The 22358-nt window shown below is 38.5% G+C and carries 19 protein-coding genes and 1 pseudogene; 11 read left to right on the top strand and 9 right to left on the bottom strand.

The features are described from left to right. Positions 1 to 4: 4 nt before the first annotated feature. Positions 5 to 1387 carry a sugar porter family MFS transporter gene (locus tag LBQ60_16845; protein MDR2039589.1) on the bottom strand — a complete coding sequence of 461 codons (1383 nt, stop codon included), beginning with the start codon at positions 1385 to 1387 and terminating at the stop codon, positions 5 to 7. Between the two features lie 183 nt (positions 1388 to 1570). Here LBQ60_16845 and LBQ60_16840 point away from each other — a divergent pair, with 183 nt between their 5' ends. Beyond that, a complete protein-coding gene (locus LBQ60_16840) occupies positions 1571 to 2473 on the top strand; it encodes an AraC family transcriptional regulator (GenBank protein MDR2039588.1) in 903 nt (300 codons plus the stop codon). 326 nt (positions 2474 to 2799) lie between these two features. Here the strand turns inward: LBQ60_16840 and LBQ60_16835 are convergent, their stop codons facing one another. Continuing rightward, the gene (locus LBQ60_16835; protein ID MDR2039587.1) at positions 2800 to 3321 is read right to left on the bottom strand and encodes a DUF4251 domain-containing protein; all 522 of its coding nucleotides are present in this window, start codon (positions 3319 to 3321) and stop codon (positions 2800 to 2802) included. Between the two features lie 137 nt (positions 3322 to 3458). Between LBQ60_16835 and LBQ60_16830 the strand changes: the two are divergent. Then, positions 3459 to 3805, top strand: a pseudogene (locus LBQ60_16830) (transposase). 81 nt (positions 3806 to 3886) lie between these two features. Here LBQ60_16830 and LBQ60_16825 read toward each other — a convergent pair. The 3 genes from LBQ60_16825 to LBQ60_16815 all read right to left on the bottom strand — a co-directional run bounded on the left by LBQ60_16825 (position 3887) and on the right by LBQ60_16815 (position 7838). Continuing rightward, positions 3887 to 6130 carry a hypothetical protein gene (locus LBQ60_16825; GenBank protein MDR2039586.1) on the bottom strand — a complete coding sequence of 748 codons (2244 nt, stop codon included), beginning with the start codon at positions 6128 to 6130 and terminating at the stop codon, positions 3887 to 3889. A gap of 352 nt (positions 6131 to 6482) precedes the next feature. Further along, positions 6483 to 7256 (bottom strand): peroxide stress protein YaaA, encoded by a 774-nt coding sequence (gene yaaA / locus LBQ60_16820; protein MDR2039585.1) that lies wholly within the window; start codon positions 7254 to 7256, stop codon positions 6483 to 6485. A 213-nt stretch (positions 7257 to 7469) separates the two neighbouring features. After that, complete coding sequence (locus tag LBQ60_16815) at positions 7470 to 7838, bottom strand: YccF domain-containing protein (protein MDR2039584.1); 369 nt, start codon at positions 7836 to 7838, stop codon at positions 7470 to 7472. Between the two features lie 170 nt (positions 7839 to 8008). Between LBQ60_16815 and bamD the strand changes: the two genes are divergently transcribed. The 5 genes from bamD to trxA all read left to right on the top strand — a co-directional run bounded on the left by bamD (position 8009) and on the right by trxA (position 11836). Next, the gene (bamD, locus tag LBQ60_16810; GenBank protein MDR2039583.1) at positions 8009 to 8845 is read left to right on the top strand and encodes an outer membrane protein assembly factor BamD; all 837 of its coding nucleotides are present in this window, start codon (positions 8009 to 8011) and stop codon (positions 8843 to 8845) included. 27 nt (positions 8846 to 8872) lie between these two features. Then, positions 8873 to 9211 carry a DNA-directed RNA polymerase subunit omega gene (locus tag LBQ60_16805; protein ID MDR2039582.1) on the top strand — a complete coding sequence of 113 codons (339 nt, stop codon included), beginning with the start codon at positions 8873 to 8875 and terminating at the stop codon, positions 9209 to 9211. After that, a complete protein-coding gene (coaBC, locus tag LBQ60_16800) occupies positions 9208 to 10401 on the top strand; it encodes a bifunctional phosphopantothenoylcysteine decarboxylase/phosphopantothenate--cysteine ligase CoaBC (protein MDR2039581.1) in 1194 nt (397 codons plus the stop codon). Before LBQ60_16805 ends, coaBC begins: the two co-directional genes overlap by 4 nt. A 2-nt stretch (positions 10402 to 10403) precedes the next feature. Beyond that, positions 10404 to 11312: a DUF4835 family protein gene (locus tag LBQ60_16795; GenBank protein MDR2039580.1), complete on the top strand. Its 909-nt coding sequence runs from the start codon at positions 10404 to 10406 to the stop codon at positions 11310 to 11312. Positions 11313 to 11398: 86 nt separating this feature from the next. Continuing rightward, the gene (gene trxA / locus LBQ60_16790; protein MDR2039579.1) at positions 11399 to 11836 is read left to right on the top strand and encodes a thioredoxin; all 438 of its coding nucleotides are present in this window, start codon (positions 11399 to 11401) and stop codon (positions 11834 to 11836) included. A 36-nt stretch (positions 11837 to 11872) separates the two neighbouring features. Here the strand turns inward: trxA and era are convergent, their stop codons facing one another. The 3 genes from era to LBQ60_16775 all read right to left on the bottom strand — a co-directional run bounded on the left by era (position 11873) and on the right by LBQ60_16775 (position 14868). After that, on the bottom strand, positions 11873 to 12751 hold the full coding sequence (gene era, locus LBQ60_16785) for a GTPase Era (GenBank protein ID MDR2039578.1): 879 nt from the start codon (positions 12749 to 12751) through the stop codon (positions 11873 to 11875). A gap of 6 nt (positions 12752 to 12757) precedes the next feature. Next, a complete protein-coding gene (locus LBQ60_16780) occupies positions 12758 to 13855 on the bottom strand; it encodes a galactose mutarotase (protein ID MDR2039577.1) in 1098 nt (365 codons plus the stop codon). Between the two features lie 176 nt (positions 13856 to 14031). Continuing rightward, the gene (locus LBQ60_16775; protein MDR2039576.1) at positions 14032 to 14868 is read right to left on the bottom strand and encodes a universal stress protein; all 837 of its coding nucleotides are present in this window, start codon (positions 14866 to 14868) and stop codon (positions 14032 to 14034) included. Between the two features lie 224 nt (positions 14869 to 15092). Here LBQ60_16775 and LBQ60_16770 point away from each other — a divergent pair, with 224 nt between their 5' ends. Beyond that, complete coding sequence (locus tag LBQ60_16770; protein MDR2039575.1) at positions 15093 to 16463, top strand: HD domain-containing protein; 1371 nt, start codon at positions 15093 to 15095, stop codon at positions 16461 to 16463. 40 nt (positions 16464 to 16503) lie between these two features. Here the strand turns inward: LBQ60_16770 and LBQ60_16765 are convergent, their stop codons facing one another. Continuing rightward, on the bottom strand, positions 16504 to 17268 hold the full coding sequence (locus LBQ60_16765) for a DeoR/GlpR family DNA-binding transcription regulator (GenBank protein ID MDR2039574.1): 765 nt from the start codon (positions 17266 to 17268) through the stop codon (positions 16504 to 16506). Between the two features lie 231 nt (positions 17269 to 17499). On the opposite strand from LBQ60_16765, the gene LBQ60_16760 reads away from it, so the two are divergent. From LBQ60_16760 to LBQ60_16750, 3 genes are all read left to right on the top strand, one after another. Then, positions 17500 to 19917, top strand: a complete 2418-nt coding sequence (locus LBQ60_16760; protein MDR2039573.1) for a TonB-dependent receptor — start codon at positions 17500 to 17502, stop codon at positions 19915 to 19917. 123 nt (positions 19918 to 20040) lie between these two features. Continuing rightward, positions 20041 to 20919 carry a TIM barrel protein gene (locus tag LBQ60_16755; protein MDR2039572.1) on the top strand — a complete coding sequence of 293 codons (879 nt, stop codon included), beginning with the start codon at positions 20041 to 20043 and terminating at the stop codon, positions 20917 to 20919. A gap of 146 nt (positions 20920 to 21065) precedes the next feature. Next, positions 21066 to 22358, top strand: a 1293-nt coding sequence (locus LBQ60_16750; protein ID MDR2039571.1) for a DUF4301 family protein, incomplete at its 3' end; no start/stop codon positions are given.

Here is a 22358-nt window from a genome sequence, read left to right as displayed (position 1 = left end):
ACGCTCAATTCTCAATTCTCAATTCCTTTTCGATTTCCTCCAATGATTTCCCCTTGGTTTCGGGTAACATGGTTTTAATAAATATAAAACCGAGGATACAGATCACCCCGTAAAGCCAGAATGTGCCATAGGCACCCAAACCGTTGTTCAGTAACGGGAAAGTATAGGTGAGAACAAAACAGGCCGCCCACAATGAAAAGGTGGATACGGCCATGGCCATTCCACGGATGCGGGTGGGAAAGATCTCCGAAAGGACTACCCAGGTAACCGGGGCCAAAGTCATGGCATAACAGGCAATAGCTGCAACGACCAATGCAAGGACGGCAACGCCGGTAATATCAAAATAGTAACATGCGCCTAAAATAGCATAAATACAGGCTAACCCGCTCGCTCCGAACAGGAGTAGTTTCCGCCGTCCCAACCGGTCAACCGTATACATACCCACAAAGGTGAAAATGACATTGGTAACACCGGTAACGACTATATTGAACAGGATATCGGATACGCCGTAACCGGCCGCAGCAAATATCTCCTGCGCGTAATTGAACACTACATTTAATCCGCACCATTGCTGAAACGCGGCTATAACAACCCCAATTAATAAGATGCGTGGCATACGCCCCTTAAAAAGAAGCTTGAAACTCACCTTTTCCTTAACTGCCTGCAAAGTGTTCCTTATCCCGGAAATTTCTTCTTCGGCATAATGTTTTCCTCCTATCCTGGATAAGACATCTGTAGCCTTACCGTAACGATTATTGCTTGCCAGCCATCGCGGACTTTCAGGGATAAAAAATATGGTAATGAAAAACAGCGTGGCAGGAACTACCTCGGCCCAGAACATCCAACGCCAAGCCCATTGCCCGTTCCAGGATGACAGTATATCTTCCCCGGGTAAAACGGATTCGGCGATCAACCAGTTGACCATTTGCGCAGACAATATACCCAGAACTATGGTTAACTGGTTAATAGAAACAAAACGCCCACGGACGTTTGTTGGAGATACCTCAGCAATGTACATCGGCGAAAGATTTGAAGCGATTCCGATGCCAATACCCCCCCAGATACGGTAAAAAATAAACCATGAGATATGATCAACCATTCCCGTCCCTATAGCTGAGGAAATAAAAAGCAAGGATGCCAGGGTCATCAATGGCTTACGCCCGTATTTATCGGATAATGAACCTGACACCATTACCCCCAGTAAACACCCAAGAATTGCGCTGCTCATGGCCCAGCCCTGCATGCCGGGCGAATCGCTGATCCCGAAAAAGACTTCATAAAATGGTTTGGCCCCGCCGATTACGACCCAGTCATAGCCGAACAATAATCCCCCCATGGCGGAGACCAACGAGATCAACAATAAATAAAAACTATTGTATTTTGACATCTAATTAAGGATGATATGAATATTCACGAAAAATGTTTATTTATAATGATACAAAAATAAGCTTGTATTTAAATATAAAGATGCACTTTTTTTTGAAAAAAATGTAAAATTCAATTATTTTTGAAAAAAAATATTTCATGAATAGACTGATTATAAGTAAACATGTAAAATATACCTGTAAATATGTATAATTTCACTGAAAAAATCGCAGAGGGCTTTAAAGGGGAAAAAGCCATCATTACACCGTATAATATACGGCATTTTCAAGCAAACAATCCCATAACAAAACTCTTATATATTACACATATAGGATATTATCCGGTTGCTCACCATCATTATCGTGAACGACCGGACGGATGCAATGAAAATATATTTATTTATTGTGAAAGCGGGAAAGGTTGGGTAAAACACAAGAACCAGCAATACCATCTTTCCAAAGACACCGCATTTATCATTCCTGCACACGAGGCCCATGCTTATGGAGCCGATAATAATAATCCATGGAGTATCTACTGGTTACACTTCTGCGGAAAGAATATTTCCATGTTCGAGAGCATCATCGGGCAATTGATCCATGTAGAAGAATCGGATAAAAGCCGCTATAGCGACCGTTTCATGTTATTTGAGGAAATGTATCAAAACCTGGAAATGGGTTATAGTCCTGAAAATTTGGAATATACAAGCATATGCCTGATACATTTTCTCGGCTCGCTGAAATATATCAATCAGTACCGTGAAATCAAAAAGGCTAAAGAAAGCGATGTAATACAGAAAAGCATCGTATTCATGAAAGATAATTTAGAAAATAAAATATCACTTGATGATATAGCATACCATGTTGGTTATTCGGTATCACACTTCGGTTCGGTCTTCTCAAAGAAAACATCGTATGCACCAATGGTGTATTACAACCAGTTGAAGATACAACGAGCCTGCTCATACCTGCAATTTTCCGACCTGAAAATCAAAGAAATAGCTTTCCGGCTGGGTTATTACGATCCGTTTCACTTTTCAAAAGCCTTCCGCCAGGAAATGGAAATTACTCCAAAAGAATACAGACAGAGATATATGAAAATGCAAAAATAAAAACCTTGTACAAGTCATTCAATCAACCACATAATAATATGCAACAGTAGAATTATTATGCCGTAAAACCTGTGACGGTTATTCAGGAGCAGTCATGTATGAATTTTTATTTCATTCAGCCGTATATATCTCATATATGCCTCGCAAATACCCAATTGTATTAATTTTCCCATTTCTTATAAAACAAAAAAGATTAAAACATGACAGATGATAAGAATATATTATTTTTTGAAAAACATGTATTGCATGGCTTTTTACCATAAACTGAAATCATGTGCCTGTGTTTAAAACCAAACATATAAAGAACATATGCAGAAAATGGAAGCTTAAAAATTCCCGTTTGGTTTAGGCCCTTCTATATATCCTTTACATTCCCAGGGGGCACCTCTAAATCCTGTTACTGTGAGCTGATATACGGTCAGTTTTGCCTGACCATCAGGATAAACAACTAAAAACATTTCCACTGAGTCTCCCATTTTATTAAGTTCGATCTTTATAAAGATCTCCCAACCTCCTTTTTCGGAATTTTCCACTTTATATTCAAAGTCGTCGTAAAAGGATATAGGACCGGTTACAAGATTGGTTTTCTTTGAATATTGTGGTAAAAAAGATGTTTCTATTACTTTATCTGTTACAATAAGATAGTATTCTATATTATGGAACGCAGTACCTATTGCCCGAACATTTTTTCCTTTAAAGATATACTTTTGCGTATCAATAAGTTGCTTTGTCTTCATCTCGATTTGTTCAGCTTTACGTTGTTTCTTCGATTTCTTTTCCTGACCATATAAAACTTCGCCACCGGCAACAATGGACAACATCAGGACAAATACAGCAATCTTTTTCATACTTCGATTTTTTAAATTATTTGATTTGATATTTCTTACGTTCGGGACTGTCCAAAACGTATTGATATAAGCCCCTTGGGTATTTTGCCATTTCGCTAAATGTATTATCTTAATGCTATTCAAACAACTTTATATCAATGGCTAAGATAATATTCAAAGATGTAAATTCCAACTAAAATGTACTTTTATATTGAGTTTATAAAAAAAAGACACCATTAAATCGTCCTGTCCGGATTGTCAACAAGGCAGTAGATCATTTAGACCTAAGTGATCTTTTATCCCGTTACAAAGGAGGAGGAACCAGCAGTTATCATCCCTGTAGATGCTCAAAATATTGTTTTATGCCTACCTGTGAATATTATCTACTCCTGTCGTAAGATAGAGAAAGCCTTTGAGGAGAATATATACTTCATGTGGTTATCGGGATAACAACACTCTCGACTTCCACACTATTAATAACTTTCATGGGCAACGCTTAAAAGAAGATTCGATTCTTTTACCGGATGTAACGATAATTCCGGTAAAGTCTTCCTGATTACCGAAATAGTCGACGGATCCCACTGATTTATTTTCCTCTGGCTATTTCTAATGCCTTTTCCAAGTATTCATCCCTTCCTTCCTTGATGGCTTGGATTGTTTTATTCACAGGGTAGTCGGGTTCAAATCCCTTCAGATAAAGTTGACTACCGTCGTGTTTCAGTACTTTCATCCCTGTCCACCGAACAGAATAGCCGCAAGGCAGGTTTATTTGATTAACATTACCGTTGCAACCTGCCGTAGGTTCTCCAACGGTAGTTGCCAGATTATAATTGTCTATAATGCCCATAATCGTTTCTCCAGCGCTTATAACTGAAGGCAAATTGATAATAATAATTTTAGACCTGAATAATGGTTGTTGGGGCTGAATACTCCAATTGGACTTATCAAACTCTACTTCTTTCCGATTAGGATAAATAGTTTGCGGAATATTCCACCATGCAGAATTTAAAGGTTTTTCAGTCATGTGAGGTATTAAGACACTAAAAATTTGCGGAGTGTAACCGGAATACCTTTGGTCATAAATTACCGCTTTTGCATTTGCTAATACATCTATTTTTTGTTTAATATCTTCTTCCGTACAATTGATAGCGTTGATATAATAAATTCCGGGGTCTATTTCAACAATTTTTTCGTACCGGTATTGCCGGTCATCTATTGAGTTGCGAGAGACGCTAACGTTCGGCACTGTTACGATTTGTTCCATGGCGTCCCGCTCAATAACAAATCGGCTACTGTTGTTCAAACCATATTTACTTCCTAAAATATTCAGCGCTCTATGTCTTCGTAAGTGTGGTGAACCGGATATTGTTTTTTCCGTTTTTGCCAATACTTCCATGACCGGTTTTCCATCAATTTTTTTAATGATATCTCCTCTTTTCAATACATCATTGTTTGATGCGGTGATGACAATTTTATTTTCAATGCACTCAGCCCGAATAGGCAATCGATACATGCGTTCCCCACCGGAAACAGACCCATGTCCGTCATCAAGCTTGGCAACCATCTTTTTCAATGTTTCCAAAAAATCTATTTTTTGTGTGTTGGGAAGCGTATTTTTCAGTGTTTCTCCTAAAACTTTCTCCCAATTCGTATCAATCACGTCGAAATAAGGGAAGAAATGTTGCAGTACGTTCCATGTAATTACCACACTTGCCAAATTCACTTGTGGATTGAACCCCCTTCCATAATTGATGTTGTTAATTTCAGATTTCAACCGGATTAAAGACGATATTTCTGTTTTGGGATAAGTCATAGAATCATTTGTAAGTAATGCTAGTGGAACCACACAAGTCAGGTTACTGCCAATTGGCTCACTGATAACTTCTCCGAATTGGGGTATTCGGTCAAACATTTTTCCAGAAAAATTAAAAGTTAGTTTGAGGCTGTATTTTCCTGAATGAGTATCTTCGTTAGTTACTTCAAATGTACAGTGTTTCATATTTATTGTTTTCCAGTCATCGGCTCGGCTTTCGTCAATCGTGCCACTTTCAAATCCCATGTTAACTGTATCGGCAGACTCCCATTTGCTACCATTGTTTACAAGAAACTCCAGATCGTCTGCCGAAACTTCAGCATTATCCACTATCCACAATCCATAGGCTACCGCAACAGAGTTTTCGGGTATTGTTACTGTAAGTTCGTGTTTTCCCCAATCATGAGACTCAATGAGTGCTTCATGTATTTTGTTATCATCCTGGAGAATATATTGAAGGAACAACTTTGCACCTTCTTTGTTTTGGCTTTTATTTTTGAAATATCCTGAAAATCTAACTTCTTTCCCTTGCAAATGAGATGGTTTCGTGAAAACTTTATAGATTATTGCGCCATCTTGATTGATGTCAATCTTACTTTTATTGGTTCTAACACTTTTGTAGATACTTCCCTCATTCAGGTAAACTCCGTAATGCTGCCAAGCCACCGTTTTTGCATCCGGGTCGGGTGATGAAAGAATATCAGGATTGAATTTTCCGGGTTTACCCGTTTCATAAATCTGTAAACCTTGCACTATCGGCGAGAAAAGCCTGAAAAGCGTATCCCGTAATGCTTTGGAGGATTTGACATTTTCAACTTTTTGGACACCAAGAACAGCAAATTTATCCCAATCTACTTCCTGTGCTTCATCGCTTGGATGAAACCAACGTGCATATCCATACAGTCGTGCAAAAGTTTCTATATTTTGCACTTTTTGGTTTGTTCCCCTTTGACAAGCGGCGCAAAGAGACCACATTGCAATGATCGCTATTAGACTGACTTTCAAGAATGTTTTCATATGTGTCTCTATTTTTTATTTATTGCCACGCTTACTGTTTTCTATTTTCGATCCATCAGATTGTTTTTGGGCTATATATAGTTGATAAAGTTAGAAAATATTTGAGAGGTAGAAAGAATTTTCATACAAATAACAGCCAACTATTTTCTGATCAAAAGAGCAATGACGCAATTAACATTGTCATTTACCTTTGGTTTAAAAAATTTTATGTTCACTCGCAATGAATTCTTGTCCGATACTTTTGAGACATTTACCACTAAACTGTTATATGAAGAAAAAAGATGTACCTTAACCTGTGACGGTTATTCAGGAGCAGTCATGTATGAATTTTTATTTCATTCTGCTGTATTTCTCATTTATGCCTCACAAATACCCAATTGTTTTCAGAAGAGATACTTTCTTCAAACAAATAATTCTCACTATCAAAAGCCTTTAAGTTTTCCGGATCTGTAATACGGTGTTCAATAGCGAAACGACACATCAATCCTCTGGCTTTTTTTGTGTATACAACAATTGTTTTGTATTTGCCGGCCTTCCATTCTTTAAATTCACAATGAATGATCCTGACATTATTCAATCTTTTCCGGTCAACAGAGCGGAAATATTCATCAGAAGCTAAATTTACGAGGACTTTTTTTGTGCTTCTGGAGAAATACTTTACCAGTGCATCGGTAATATCTTTCCGCCAGAAATCATAAAGATCTTTATATCCGTTAAAAGATAACGACGTACCCATGGGAAGACGATATGGCTGCATCAGGTCTAATGGTCGCAAAACGCCATATAAACCTGATAAAATACGAAGATGGTCCTGGGAAAAAGATAAATCTTCCTGCGATAAAGAAGACGCTTTCAGTCCGTTATATACTTCACCATTGAATGTAAGTATACTTTGTTTGGCATTATTCCGGGTAAATGGAGTGTGCCACCTGGCATACCGGTCAAAATTGGTTTGGGCGATCATGAAATTAGTCTCCAATAGTTCGGCCAACTTTTCCGGAGGATAATGCTTTAATTCATCAACAATGACTGATGCCTGCTTTAGAAATTCCGGTTGCGTATAATTTGTAACTACCTTTTGAGGTTTTAGGTTCAGTATTTTTGCCGGAGAAATGATCATTAACATTTTATAGCTAGTTTAAGGGATGAAGTACTCAGTACTATTTATTGTTTTTTTAAGTCACATTGACCAATTTGATTACATTTAATCAATATGAAATAGCCATGAACATTACTGTTCACCCACCGTAATGATTATCTATGGCGTATTCCATCTGACCTTAAAAAATTAAATTATAAACAGATGAAATTTATTATTTGGTATTACTCAATATCCAATCTATATGATATTTTTCCCAAACGGAGACAGGGAAAAAGCGGCCAGCTTAAAGTGCTGGAGGCCGAAAGGTATTCCAATAATCGTAATGCATAAGATAAGTCCGAAAATCAAGTGCGAAAGACAGATCCATATACCTCCAATAAAAATCCATATAACATTCATCAAAGTATTAAGGCACCCTGATTGTTGTGGACAGGATACTATCTCACGCCCGAATGGCCAAAATGCCAAAACGGCCAGGTGAAAACATTTAATTCCCCATGGAATACCTATAATTGTGAGACAATAAATCAATCCGGCAATAATATATTCGAAGGCTATAAATATTCCTCCAAATACCAGCCAGATAATATTACCCAAACAAGACATGTACAGTATTTTCAGCAAAATTAACAATTAGTTAGGATATTTCACCATATTGCATACTAAAGAAGTTCGTTTAACGTTAAATGAATCTGGGGCATATAATTAATTATTATAAAGAATCAGACATTCATAAATCATTTTTTTATACCTTTGCACAGTAATTATATTCAATAATGAAGAAATTTTTTGTTGGTCTCATCATCATTATCACCGCGTTTTCTTCGTGCAGCCAGTACGAAAAATTACGGAAAAGTACCAATTACCAGTTAAAATATAAAATGGCTTTTTTGTATTATGAAAAAAGTGATTTTGTTCGTTCTGCCCAATTATTTGATGACATTGTCGGAATCTATAGCGGTACGAATAAAGCGGATACCGTTTCATATTACCAGGCAATGAGTTATTTTAAACAAAAAGATTACCTGACAGCATCACATTATTTCACGAAACTATTTAAAACACATCCACAATCGCCATTTGCTGAAGAATGTGAATTTCTTTCAGGGTATTGTTACTATAAGCAAAGCCCCAGGCCGGAACTGGATCAGGAAATGACTTTTGCTGCGATTGAATCATTCCAGATGTTCCTGATACGTCATCCGAATTCTAAATATAAAGATGAGTGTTTACAGTATATTGGTGAGATGCAGGATAAACTGGTAGATAAATCATATATTGCCGCCAAGTTGTATTACAATCTCAGCCAATATAAAGCATCTATTGTTGCATTGAACAATAGTTTGAATGATTATCCGGATACTAAGTACCGGGAAGAATTAATGTATTTATTGTTACGGTCAAGCTATTTATTAGCCGAGAATAGTGTGATTGAAAAACAGAAAGAACGTTATCAGTCTGCCGTGGATGAATATTACTCATTCATTGGAGAGTTCCCTGACAGTAATTACGCCAGGGACGCCCAGCGTATGTACGAACGGTCAGACAGATACCTGAAAGCAAAGGGTGAAGACGACCCTGATGAAGATGAGTACATAGAAACAAAAGAATAATCGAAATATCAAATATTAAATAAACATATGGATTTAAAAAAATCAAAAGCACCTGTTACCACCATCACCCGCGATTTAGATAAGTTATATGAGCCGACAGGTAACATATATGAAACAGTAGTCATTGTTTCAAAAAGGGCGAACCAGATAGGTGTTGAAATGAAACAGGAGCTCAACCGTAAATTGGAAGAATTCTCCAGTTATACCGATAATCTGGAAGAAGTATTTGAGAACAGGGAGCAAATAGAAATATCCCGTTTTTATGAAAAATTGCCCAAACCATCATTGATCGCTTTACAGGAGTTCCTGGATCAGGATGTTTATTACCGCAATCCTGAAACCGGGATTGAGTCAACCAAAGGATGACGCTTAAGGGAAAACATATCATTATAGGTATTACGGGAAGCATAGCAGCATATAAATCTGCTATGCTTGTTCGTTTATTGGTAAAGGAAGGAGCAGATGTAAGGGTGATCATGACCCCGTTGGCCAAAGAGTTTATTACTCCGCTCACCATGGCAACCCTATCCAAGCATCCGATCCTGGTGGATTTTTTTGACCCGGAGAATGGAGCATGGAACAGTCATGTTGATCTGGGTATCTGGGCCGATGCATATCTGATCGCACCTGCCACAGCCAATACTATCGCAAAAATGGCTACCGGAGTTGCCGACAATTTACTGCTCACCACCTATTTATCAGCCAGATGTCCGGTCTTTATTGCACCGGCCATGGATATGGATATGTTTCTCCATCCTGCTACCACACTAAATCTTGAATTACTCAAAAAGCGTAATGTCCATATCATTGAACCGTTAAGCGGGGAACTGGCGAGTGGACTTGACGGGAAAGGGCGTATGGAAGAGCCGGAGCATATTGTCCGGATACTGGCTCAGGTATTGACGAACAACGATTGTGCCGGAAAAAAGGTATTGGTTACGGCCGGACCTACTTATGAACCGATAGATCCTGTACGTTTTATAGGGAATCATTCTTCGGGGAAAATGGGTTATGCTGTGGCGGAAGAACTGGCCATGCGGGGAGCTGAAGTGATATTGATCAGCGGGCCTACCAACCTGAATGCCGATCATCCGGCCATTAAAACCATCCATGTACAGACGGCTGAAGAAATGTATCAGGCTTCTGTTATACATTTTCCGAAGACAGATGTAGCTATAATGGCTGCCGCTGTTGCTGATTTCACACCGGAAAAAGCACAATCACAGAAAATAAAAGGAAAACAGGCTTATTCGCTGCCATTGATCCCGACAAAAGATATCGCAGCCGAACTGGGAAAAATAAAAGAACAAAGACAGATATTGATCGGATTTGCCCTTGAAACACATGACGAGAAAGAACACGCCATACAAAAACTGGACAAAAAAAACCTGGATTTCATTGTTCTCAATTCATTGAACGATGTAGGAGCCGGGTTCGGGCATACGACCAATAAGATCACCATTATTGACAAAAAGGGGAATAATCAACAATTCCCTCTGAAAAAAAAGGAAGAAGTAGCCAGAGATATTGTAGATAAACTAGTGACTTATTTTTGATCATGAAAGTGAATATCAAACATATTTTCTGCTGTTTTTTTCTTGCATATCTAACATCCGTATCAGGACAGGAACTCCGGTGTAATGTCCAATTAATTACGACCAAGATACAGGGATCCAATAAAAGTGTAACCGATGCTCTACAAACAGCACTTTACGAATTTGTTAATTCCAGGGTTTGGACCAATAATACTTTTACTGCAGAAGAACGTATCGAATGCAATATGTTATTGAATATCACAGGACTGACAGGTAATGAATTTACCGGAAGCATCCAGATACAATCACGTCGACCTGTATTTAATTCCGTATATAACACGACTTTGATTAACTTTCAGGATAAGGATTTAAAATTCACTTATGTGGAAGGAGAACCATTGGAGTTCAGTGAAGTCGCTTATCAATCGAATCTTACCTCCATCATTGCTTTTTATGTATATATCATTTTAGGGATGGATTATGATTCGTTTTCCCTCAATGGGGGAACTCCTTATTTCCAGAAAGCAGAAACAGTGGTGACCAATGCACAGAAATCAAGTGAGAAAGGATGGCGTGCATATGACGGATCAAGTGGGAACAGGAATCGTTACTGGTTGGTTCAAAATATACTGGACGATCGTTACCGCAATATCCGTGAGTTTACTTATAAATATCATCGTTTGGGACTGGACCGGATGAGCGAACGGCCCAATGAAGCACGTAGTGATATCGCAGATTATTTAAAACTCATTCAGGATGTTTACCGTAGAAAACCCGACCCGTATATGTTTCTTCTTCAATTCATTTTTGATGCTAAATCAAGTGAGTGGCTGGAACTTTTCTCTAATTCGCCGGCCGAAGAAAAAACAAGAGTAGTGAAGATATTGAAAGAAATTGACCCGTCAAATATCTCCAAATACGATAAATTGTAGTCAATAATTCGCATAACACAACACACTATTTTAATATGAAGCATCTGTTCCAGACACTATTGATGGTATACCTCTTTTGCATGGTGATGAATCCATTTAATCTTTCTGCCCAGGATAAATTGGTAACATCCGGTAACAACAAAGTAAAAACCATTCAATTAACCAAAGATGCCTTTTTAACCAAAATAGTTAACTATAAAAAAGATACTACTGAATGGAAATATCTGGGGGATAAACCTTGCCTGATAGATTTTTATGCAGATTGGTGCGGGCCATGTAAAAGAATTGCTCCCATTCTGGAAGAACTGGCCACTGAGTATGATGGGCAGATTTATATTTATAAAATCAATACGGATATAGAAAAAGAATTGTCCGGTATATTTGGAATAAAAAGTATACCTACCCTTCTTTTCGTGCCTATGAAAGGAGCACCCAGATTAGCGCAGGGCGCATTGCCAAAAGACGATCTGAAAAAGGCCATCGAAGAAGTTCTATTGGCAAAAAACAAAAGCCTAAGCAATTAGGAAAGAACTGACCTTTAAACAAAGAAGCATTTATTACTAACTAATATAGCCCAGATTCTTCAGGTAATTCTCATTATTGCGCCAATCTTTTCTTACTTTCACAAACGTCTCGAGAAATATCTTTTTTGCAAAAAATATTTCCATCTCTTTTCTTGCCTCAGTTGCCGTTTTTTTTAATGCACTGCCCTTTTTACCTATCAGAATGGCTTTCTGCGTTTCACGCTCCACATAAATTAAAGCCTGTATACGTATAATATTCCCTTCTTCTTTAAAAGACTCTATGACCACTTCCGTGGAGTAAGGGATTTCTTTCTGGTAATTCTCAAAGATCTTTCCTCTCAGTATTTCAGAGACAAAAAAGCGTTCCGGCTTATCAGTCATCTCATCTTTAGCAAAATACGCCGGTCCTTCAGGCAGGGATTCAATAATCGTCCGGTTAAGCACATCAATATTAAACTTTTCTTTTGCTGATATAGGGATAATAGTAGCATCAGGCAACAGGTTTTTCCATGTTTCATTCAACCGCTCCAGCTTTTCCTGAGTAGTCAGATCGATCTTATTGATGATCAATAATACAGGAATAGTCATTTTTGCTACCTTCTCAATATACTCCTGATTTTTTCCCGGTAGCTCCACGACATCAGTAACATATATGATCATGTCGGCATCAGTGAATGAAGTATGGACAAAATTCATCATCCCTTCCTGCATCTTATATTTAGGTTGAATAATGCCGGGTGTGTCGGAATAAACGATCTGATAATCTTCCCCATTGATGATCCCCATAATACGGTGACGTGTTGTCTGCGCTTTTGCAGTGACTACCGATAACCTTTCACCTACAAGCGCATTCATCAATGTAGATTTGCCGACATTGGGATTTCCAACGATATTTACAAAACCGGAACGATGCATAAAAAATTATTTTATTCCTACTTTATAAGTGGTTACCTGAGTATATGTTTCTCCCGGATTCAGTGTGGTAGATGGAAAATCCGGTTTATTGGGAGAATCGGGATAATGTTGTGCTTCAAAACAAGCGCCCATAAATGCGGAATAAGGTACCCCTGAAGGACTTTTTTTACTGCCATCCAGATTACAGCTGGTATAAAACTGAACCCCCGGTTCAGTGGTAAAGGTTTGAAGAAGACGTCCGCTTTTCGGCTCGTATAATTCTGCAGCAAGTACAGCATGATTGGGTGTACCTTTCAGACAATAATTATTATCATACCCTTTAGGAAGGATAGACAAACGGTCTCCTATAGTGGTCCATTCCCTCAGGTCATATTCCGTACCGGCGACAGAGCGTATTTCTCCGGTTGGGATATTCCCTTCGTCCACCGGAGTATATGCATCGGCATATATTTTTACCTGATGCCCTAAAACATTTTCTTTACATCCTGTCAGGTTAAAGTAACTGTGATTCGTCAGATTGATCACTGTCGGCTTATCCGTAGTAGCAGAATAATTAAGGACCAGTTCATTGTCATTATTAAGGACATAATCGACTTTTATGACCATATTTCCCGGATATCCTTCTTCCATGTCTGCAGCTGTACAGATCAATGATAATTTGGCAGTATTTATATCTGAGGAAATACTGGCGTCCCATACCTTATGGCTAAACCTTTTTACTCCCCCATGTATATGGTTTTCTCCATTGTTTTTAGCTAATGTATATTCCGTACCGTTGAGTATAAATTTCGCATTCCCTATCCGGTTGGCATAACGTCCAATGACACAACCCAAGCTGGGATGCCCAGCCAGATAACTCTCCAGACGGTCAAGCCCCAACACAATATTTTCAAATTTTCCGTCCTTATCAGGGACATTGAAAGAAACAAGAGTAGCCCCGTAATTAGTGATTTCAGCTGTTATTCCGTTTGAATTGGTCAATGTAAATAAATAAACCGGCTTCGAATCGGTTGACCCCCATTCTTCCTGATTGACTGAAGGTTTGGAAGACGTTGTACAAGATAATGCCATAAAAACAAAGCCTAACAAGATTACATATTTCATGTGATAATATTTTTAAAGGTTGTATGCAACTCGCATGATTTTTATTATCATGAACTTTGGCGACTTCGTAAAATTCATGCTTCGTTTCACATTAAATAGATTATAATAATAAAAATGCTGAATATGAACAATTTCCGATTGATCCTATTCAGCATAAAAATATTTTTCAAAAAGAATTACCCGCCTGTAGCACTAAAACTACCTATTTGTGCTTTCCTCGGATTCACGCACATAACAGGAATATGCGCACTATTGGTGATGATGTGCTCTTCGGAAGTCCCCAGGACAAAATCCGCAATAGATATTCCCTTTGTTGTTGTGATCAGAATCAGGTCTGCATCTATCTCTGCAGCAAAATCCAAAGATTCTTTTGCAAAGGAGTCTTCCCCTTTAGCTACAGTAATATCATAAGGGATATTCTTTGAATGCAGGAATTTTTCCGTAAAAACCAAATTGGTCCGTATTCCTTGTTCTATCTTTTTATCTTTAGCCGGTTCAGCCCTGAAAATATTTACTTTAGCATTGAATAATCTGGCTACATAATAAGCCCAACCTATTTTTTCCCTGTTTTCTTTCTTAAAATCCACCGGAAATGCTATGCGTTCGATTCCTGACCTGTGAGGCCGGTCTTGTACCACTATAATCGGGACACTCGATGTAACCACCACTTTCAAAGACCAACTACCCATAATTTTTTGCATCCCTTTAATGCCGTGAGTGCCCATCACAACCAAACCGGCATCCATTTCGTCAACAGTTTCTCCTATGGTAGAAAAAATTGAACCTTCCCGGACAATTCCGGTAACTTTAACGTTATATTCTTTTGAAAACTTATCTGCTTCCAGTTCTACTTTTGCAGTAGCATCAAGAATCTCCGAAGTTTTCTTTACGATATGCACCAATATAATGCTAGTATTCGTCACCTTTGCAAATTTCACTGCCGATTCAACCGCATACTCGGCAATAACAGTAAAATCTGTTGGAATTAGAATAGGTTTGGATTGATTTTCCATAGAAATTTAGTTTTTTATTTTAGCATTGAAACAATAAAAGAAATATCTTTGACCGTTTTAAAAGTTTTTATGGGCTCGTTTAATTTTTTTTACAAAAATAAAACTTTTTTTCGTTTTTTGTACTTTATCTGTAACATTCCTATAGCAAATATTTCTACCGGAAGTAAGAGCAATATGAATGTCGGCAAAGTCATTAATATGGAATGTAATTAACCACTGACTGTATGTGCGAAGCAGCTTCAAACTGGTGGATTGTTTTATCGGGATTCTTATTTGCCTCTAATCTCGCATGGATGTTTTACATGCGGAAAAATAAAACGGCCAAAAAGGAGGCTCCCCCAAAATCGACAGGTTTATCGAAAAGTATATTTGAACATCCGGATATCGTATCTCTAAACAAGGATAATCCGGATCATTTCCGTGAAGTCCAGAAAAACTTCTTTCAAAAATTCGATATGGCAACCGTATTGTTTGCCGATATTGAAAACTTTTCGAAAATAACCGACAATTTACAACCGGAAGCATTATTGGACGAACTGAACAACTTCTTTTTTTATTTCGATACGGTAGTTGAACGACACCACATTGAAAAAATAAAAACCATGGGGGACGCTTACATGTGTGCAGGCGGTGTTCCGCAGAAAAATCATACTAATCCCATCGAAGTCGTATTTGCAGCATTGGAAGTACAACACTATCTTCGCCGGTTGCGCGAGCAAAACCCGAATGTTTGGTCTGTACGAATGGGTATACACACCGGAGAAGTGATTGCGGGTATGCTCGGACATAAAAAATTATCTTATGATATCTGGGGACATACGGTAAACATGGCCTCAAGGCTGGAATCAGCCTCAAAACCCGGAGAGATAAACATTTCAGGCGAGACATACGACCAGGTGAAACAGTTTTTTAACTGTGAATACCATGGGTTCCTTTCCGAAGAAAATACTGTAACGACATATTATGTGAAAGGATTGAAACCTGAATTCATTGAAAAAGATTCTTCAGAATACCTGATCCCTAATCATCATTTTTTCATACAACTACAGATAATCCGACTTCCTGATATTTTAGAATATGTGAAAGGAAGAATGACCACAGAGTTTTCAAAAAACCTATATTTTCATAGTTTCAAACATACTTATGATGTATATAAATATGTTGAACAACTGGGAGCGGCACAACATATTTCCGATGAACATATGTTATTATTGAAAACTGCGGCATTATTCCACGATATCGGATATACTGTTTCGTATGATAAAGCCAGACTGATGAGTGATAAGATAGCTCGCGAAATACTGCCGTTCTTTCAATATTCTTCCCAGCAAATAGATGTAATCTGTGATTTAATGAGAGCATCCCATTATGAGTTTGCTCCGAATGGCATTTTAGAAGAGATCATACATGACGCCAACCTGATTTATTTTGCCAATAAAGATTTCCATGCTAATATGAAAAATTTATTTCGCGAGCAACAGAAGTATAAGGTAAAAGTTTCTGAAAACGAGTGGATGCAAGTGCAAATGGACAAACTAAATGCACATCAATTCTATATTTATTCTACCGAAAAAATAGGATTATTACCAGATTGATCAAAAATTGGTTAAATCTTAATTGACGTATATCCTAAGATCACACCAATGTCACTTCGATACCTTTTTCCCTGAGTATCTGTATGGATTTTGCAGGTGCTTCCTTATCGGTAATGATGTGATGTACTTGTTCAAAATCGCAGATCTTACCGAATCCTTTTTTCCCAAATTTTGATGAATCGGCAAGTATGATCACTTTCTGTGCTGCTTCTATCATAGCACGGTTCAAATGTGCTTCCGCTATATTGCTTGTGGTCAACCCAAAATCCAGATCAAGCCCGTCAATACCAAGAAATAACTTGCTACAGGATAGGCTTTCAAGCATAGATTCAGCCTCCGGACCAATTACCGATGCCGAACTTTTCCGCATGCTACCTCCTAACTGGATTACTTCAATATTCTGTTTATAACATAAACTCACGGATATTTTCATGGATGACGTGATCACTGTGATCGGATCGGAAAAAGTAATCTTATTAGCAAACGCTAATACGGTCGTTCCGGATGCGATAATGATCCGGTCATCCCTTTCCAAAAGCCGGTTTGCCGCTTCCGCAATACGGATCTTTTCATTCACCCGTACCTTTTCCTTTTCATCAATATGCCGTTCATTGATCAGGGAACTATATAAGGTAATGCTTCCATGATTCCGAAAAAGCAATTTCCTCCGTTCCATATCCTTAATATCTTTACGGATAGTAACAGCCGAAACTTCGAATTTTTTACTTAAATCGGTCACTTTCAGATAACCTTCCTTGGCCAGCTCATCCAATATAGCTTTATGTCTCTGGGGTAGATTTCCCATAATAATATCCGTTTAATGCTTCAAAAATAGTTCATCAAAGTAAAAAGATCAAAACATTTATTAATCATCCGGATATTTTTTAAACATATACAAATGATTAATGAAGAGACAAATATAATGAAATATGTATTTCATTATCATAATCAGGTTGTATTCCTTTCTTAAAATTTGTTAATTCAACCTATTGACAGAGTGGTTTCTTTAACTTTGGCATTTTTTAACACCACTGAAATGAAATATTCCCTATTTGCCGGATTGATTTTCTGCTTTTTATCGCTAAATCTTCATGCACAATGGACCATTACCGGAAGAATCCTGGATGAATCTACCGGAGAAGCAGCCGGATATGCTGATGTGTTATTATACACACTTCTCGATTCCGTGATATCAGCACATACAACCACAGATGCCGACGGAATATTTTCATTGAAACATTCCCATTCAGGAGATTATTATATTTCAGTGAGTTCTGCAGGGTATGAAACACAAAATACCTCATCTTTCCGCTTGTCGGAAACAAAAAAAAACATCATATATACTGATATTATGTTGCGCCCAGTAAACTTTGAGTTATCTGAAGTAGAAGTGACAGCACGAAAACGGCAGGTAGTTTATAAACTGGACAAAAAGGTAATAGAAGCCTCCGGGTATATTTCTGCTTCGGGAGGCACAGCGGTTGATATCCTGGAACAAACGCCGTCAATGAGGGTCGATGCCGACGGAGAATTAACATTCAGAGGTAGCAGCGGCTTCAAGGTCTATATCGATGGAAAGCCGGCAACCATTGGAGGAAGCGCCGGACTGGAACAGGTTCCGGCCGGCCAGATAGATAATATCGAAATTATTACCACTCCGTCAGCAAGATATGAAGCGGATGGTACAGCAGGAATCATCAATGTCAATACCAAAAAGCAGTCCGCAAACGGGTGGAGTGGAATAGTGAACGGAATGGTAAGTTCCGTGGAATCACGCAGTATCGATTTTCTTACTTCCTACCAGAAAAATAATGTGCGGTGGCAAACCTCAGGAGAGGCATCCCGGCGGTATCTGGTGAGTGATTTTGATCAGCTGAAACACATTGATGTCGGAGATACGCTCACAACTACCCGGTCTACAGGAGAAAGAAAAAGCTATACAGACCTGTATTATTTACGTACAGGGTTAGACTGGACCAAAAGAAAGACTACCTGGTCAGCGGCCGTGGAAGGACGTTACAGGATCCGTAACCGTGGGGGCCATCTGGATTACGAAGATACCTACTTACAACACAGCACGGGAAATGAAACATATGCCTCATTTAAAGGCCGTGATTATGTCGAGCTGGACGAATGGGTAATAAGGGGAGATATAGGATTCGACCATCGGTTTTCAGACGATGGTCATCAATTGACCGGATCTTTCTTCTCTTTCTACGAAGGGGATGCCATGGAATATTTCTATACAGATTTATTCTATCCAGACGGACAACAAGCACAAGGACACAGGGCCCGTGAATTTGAGTATCGGCTTACGGCACAAGGAAATCTGGATTATGTATATCCGTTCAATAAAAAAGGAGGAAAACTGGAAGCCGGGTATTATTTCTTCAGCTATACTGAAGATGGAGATTACAAGATTGATTTTTACAATCCGGCCATTGGCGATTTCGAACGAAGAGACGACATGTATAATAAATATCTTTTCCGCAGGGATATACATGCCCTGTATGGTATTTTATCCAATTCTCATAATGCATTTAACTACCAACTGGGATTGAGGGGTGAATATACCTACCGGAAATTGGGCAACAATGAAGAATGGGCGCGACATACCTGGAATAAATTCGGTTTATTCCCATCTGTACATCTTTCATATACATTGAATAAAGGAGGGCGGATGAATGCCGCTTATTCGCGCCGGATCACACAACCGGAGTTATTCTATATGGAACCATATGTGGTATATGTGGACTACTATACCGCCCAGCGTGGCAATCCGATGATTCTTCCGGAATATACCAATTCTTTTGAAATCGGTTATTCCAAAGGATTCGGGGATAACTCAATATCAGGTACTTTATTCCACCGTATCCGTAAAGATAAGATAGAACGGGTACGGGTTCCTTTTCATACCGGAGTAACATTGGATTCGATGGCAAATGTGGGAAATGATTATGCTACCGGGGCCGAACTGGTGACAGCGTTTCAATTGAACCGGTGGTGGAATCTGGACATCAACGGGAGCCTCTATTACTATACCATCAAAAATGAATATAAAATTGACGGGGAAGATGAAGAGAGCTGGAACTGGCAATTAGCCGTAAATAACAACGTCAATATCGGGAAAAACACACGGATGAGATTAGAAGCATATTATGTCGGGCCATCAGTGAGCACACAGGGAAAAGTAAATGAATTTTATTATTTTAATTTTTCCGTACGACAGCATTTTCTGCAACGAAAACTTGCTGCGACACTGACTATTCGTGATATTTTCTCAACTGCGGAATACATCAGTACCAAAACGGGACCGACGCTTGATTCCAAAACTTATATATATCCGAAATCTCCGTTATTTACGCTTTCTCTTTCGTATACATTCAATAATTTCAAATCCCAGAAAAAGGAAGAAAGAAATACACACGATCTGTTTGAAGGTACCAACAGGTAAATACATGGTTCATTTCTTGCAAATCATATTGATTGTTTTTAACTTTGTAAAATGAGTCGTTGGGAAAGGTAATCTTTTGATATCAAACAAAACATACAATTATAATACCTTAAAAAGAAAGAAATGGTAACAAGAAGGAATTTTTTAAAAGCAGGAGCTGCATTGTCTGCTTTGAGTATTTTACCTGTAGGTTTCTCTTGTGCAAAAAAGAAAAAAGCCATTGGCGTTCAACTATATAGTGTTCGCGAAGATATACAAAAAGATTTTGACGGCACCATCAAAGCATTGGTTGAGATGGGATACCAACGTATGGAATCTTTTGGATATAGGGATGGAAAATTTTTCGGAAAAACACCGAAAGAATTGAAACAATACCTGGCTGACCTGGGCGTTACCATGACCGGTTCCCATACAGGCAGCGGACTGTTGGCAGAAGATGACACCAAAGGATGGGATTTTTGGAAAAAAAATGCAGCAGATACCATTGAGCTTGGGTGCAAGTGGATTGTCCAGGCCGGATATCCCCACCAACAGCTCAAAAGTATTTCCGATGTAAAACGGCTGGCTGACCAGTTTAACAAATGCGGCGAAATAGCTAAATCTAACGGTTTAAAGTTCGCTTTCCATAACCATGTTGATGAATTCCATGAACTGGAAGGACAGATCCCATATGATGTAATGATTGAAAACACCGACAAAAACCTGGTTACCTTCCAGATGGATACCGCCCAATTGGTTTACGGAGGATTTTCCTGTCATGAGTATGTAAAGAAATATCCGGGACGTTTTGCCAACTGGCACCTTAAGGATGCAAATCCTGACGGAAAAGGCAGCACAGAATTCGGAAAAGGACTGGTTGATTTCGAAGCGCTTTTTGCTGTAGCCGACATAGCAGTTCTGGAAGATTATTATGTTGAACAGGAACGTTACAATATGACACCATTGGAAGCGTTGAAATATGATTATGATTTTCTGAATCAGGCATCATATGTAAAGTGGTAAAAGAACCAACATTTATATTATTTGTTCTTCGGCCGGGTGATGTTTTGTGATCCGGCCGAAGTTTTGTTTTTAAAAACCCCAAAACCTGAAATAATTTTTTGGCTATATTTGTATGGTGTATATCATACTCATTAAAATAAAATATCATGTTTACAGAAAAAGATCTGGATCAATTAACTACCAAAAATATCAGCATAGAAACCATAGAGAAACAACTGTCTTATTTCAGATCGGGATTCCCGTTTCTACAAATAGATAAGGCTGCCACGGTAAATGACGGAATACAGAAATTTACTGAAGAAATAATTGACTTGTTTGAGGAAAATTTTGAAAAAAACCGGAAGGAACGGAAAATATTGAAATTTGTCCCTGCTTCCGGGGCCGCAACACGGATGTTTAAAGAATTATATGAATTTATCTCTTCACCGGATGATCAAGAAAACCCATCTGTAAAGGAAGTATTTGACCGGTTAACGGATTTTGCCTTTTATCAAGAGTTGAAATCAATTCTTGAAGAGAAGCATATACCTATCCATCATAAAAAAAATGTGGCGGAAGCCATTCTCCTCAAAGACGGTTTAAATTACGGAAACCTGCCTAAAGGATTGTTGTTGTTCCACAAATATCCGGATGGCCCCCGTACAGCTATGGAAGAACATCTGGTGGAAGGAGCTGAATATACCCGTAACACGGATAAAAATATCCACTTACATTTCACTGTTTCATCAGAGCATCAGGATGATTTTGAAAAACTTGTCCGGGAAAGGATTAAAAAATATATGGAATTATTTAATGTAAGCTTTGATATTACCTTTTCCCAACAAAAACCATCAACCGACACAATAGCTGTTGACAAAAATAACCTGCCTATGAGAAACCATGATGGAAGTCTTTTATTCCGTCCGGGCGGACATGGCGCCTTACTGGATAATCTGAATGAATTAGACGGAGACATTATTTTCATCAAAAATATTGATAATGTGGTACCTGACAGATTAAAACGGACAACCATACGTTATAAAAAAGCATTAGCAGGATTGTTGCTGGACCTTCAGGAGAAGGTTTTCCAATACATCCATATATTGAATGAAAGTCTGGACAGAACTACAATTACAGAGATTGTCGCATTTCTGAAGCAATCCCTTTCATTCCAGGTCCCGGATGCATTTACTGAATGGGATATGGAAAAACAAAAGGAATATTTGCTGAATACACTCAACCGTCCTATCCGTGTATGCGGGATGGTCCGGAACGAAGGAGAACCCGGAGGCGGCCCTTTTTGGGTACACAATGTCGACCATTCTGTTTCTTTACAGATCGCCGAATCTTCACAAATAAACATGAATGATCCGCAACAGCAGTCAATAGCTGCTAATGCGACACATTTCAATCCTGTTGACTTGGTTTGTGCCGTCAAAGATCATCACGGCCACCGGTTT

It is taken from the genome of Bacteroidales bacterium (assembly GCA_031275285.1).
GTDB lineage: Bacteria > Bacteroidota > Bacteroidia > Bacteroidales > UBA4181 > JAIRLS01.
This window is presented reverse-complemented; position numbering and strand designations above follow the sequence as displayed.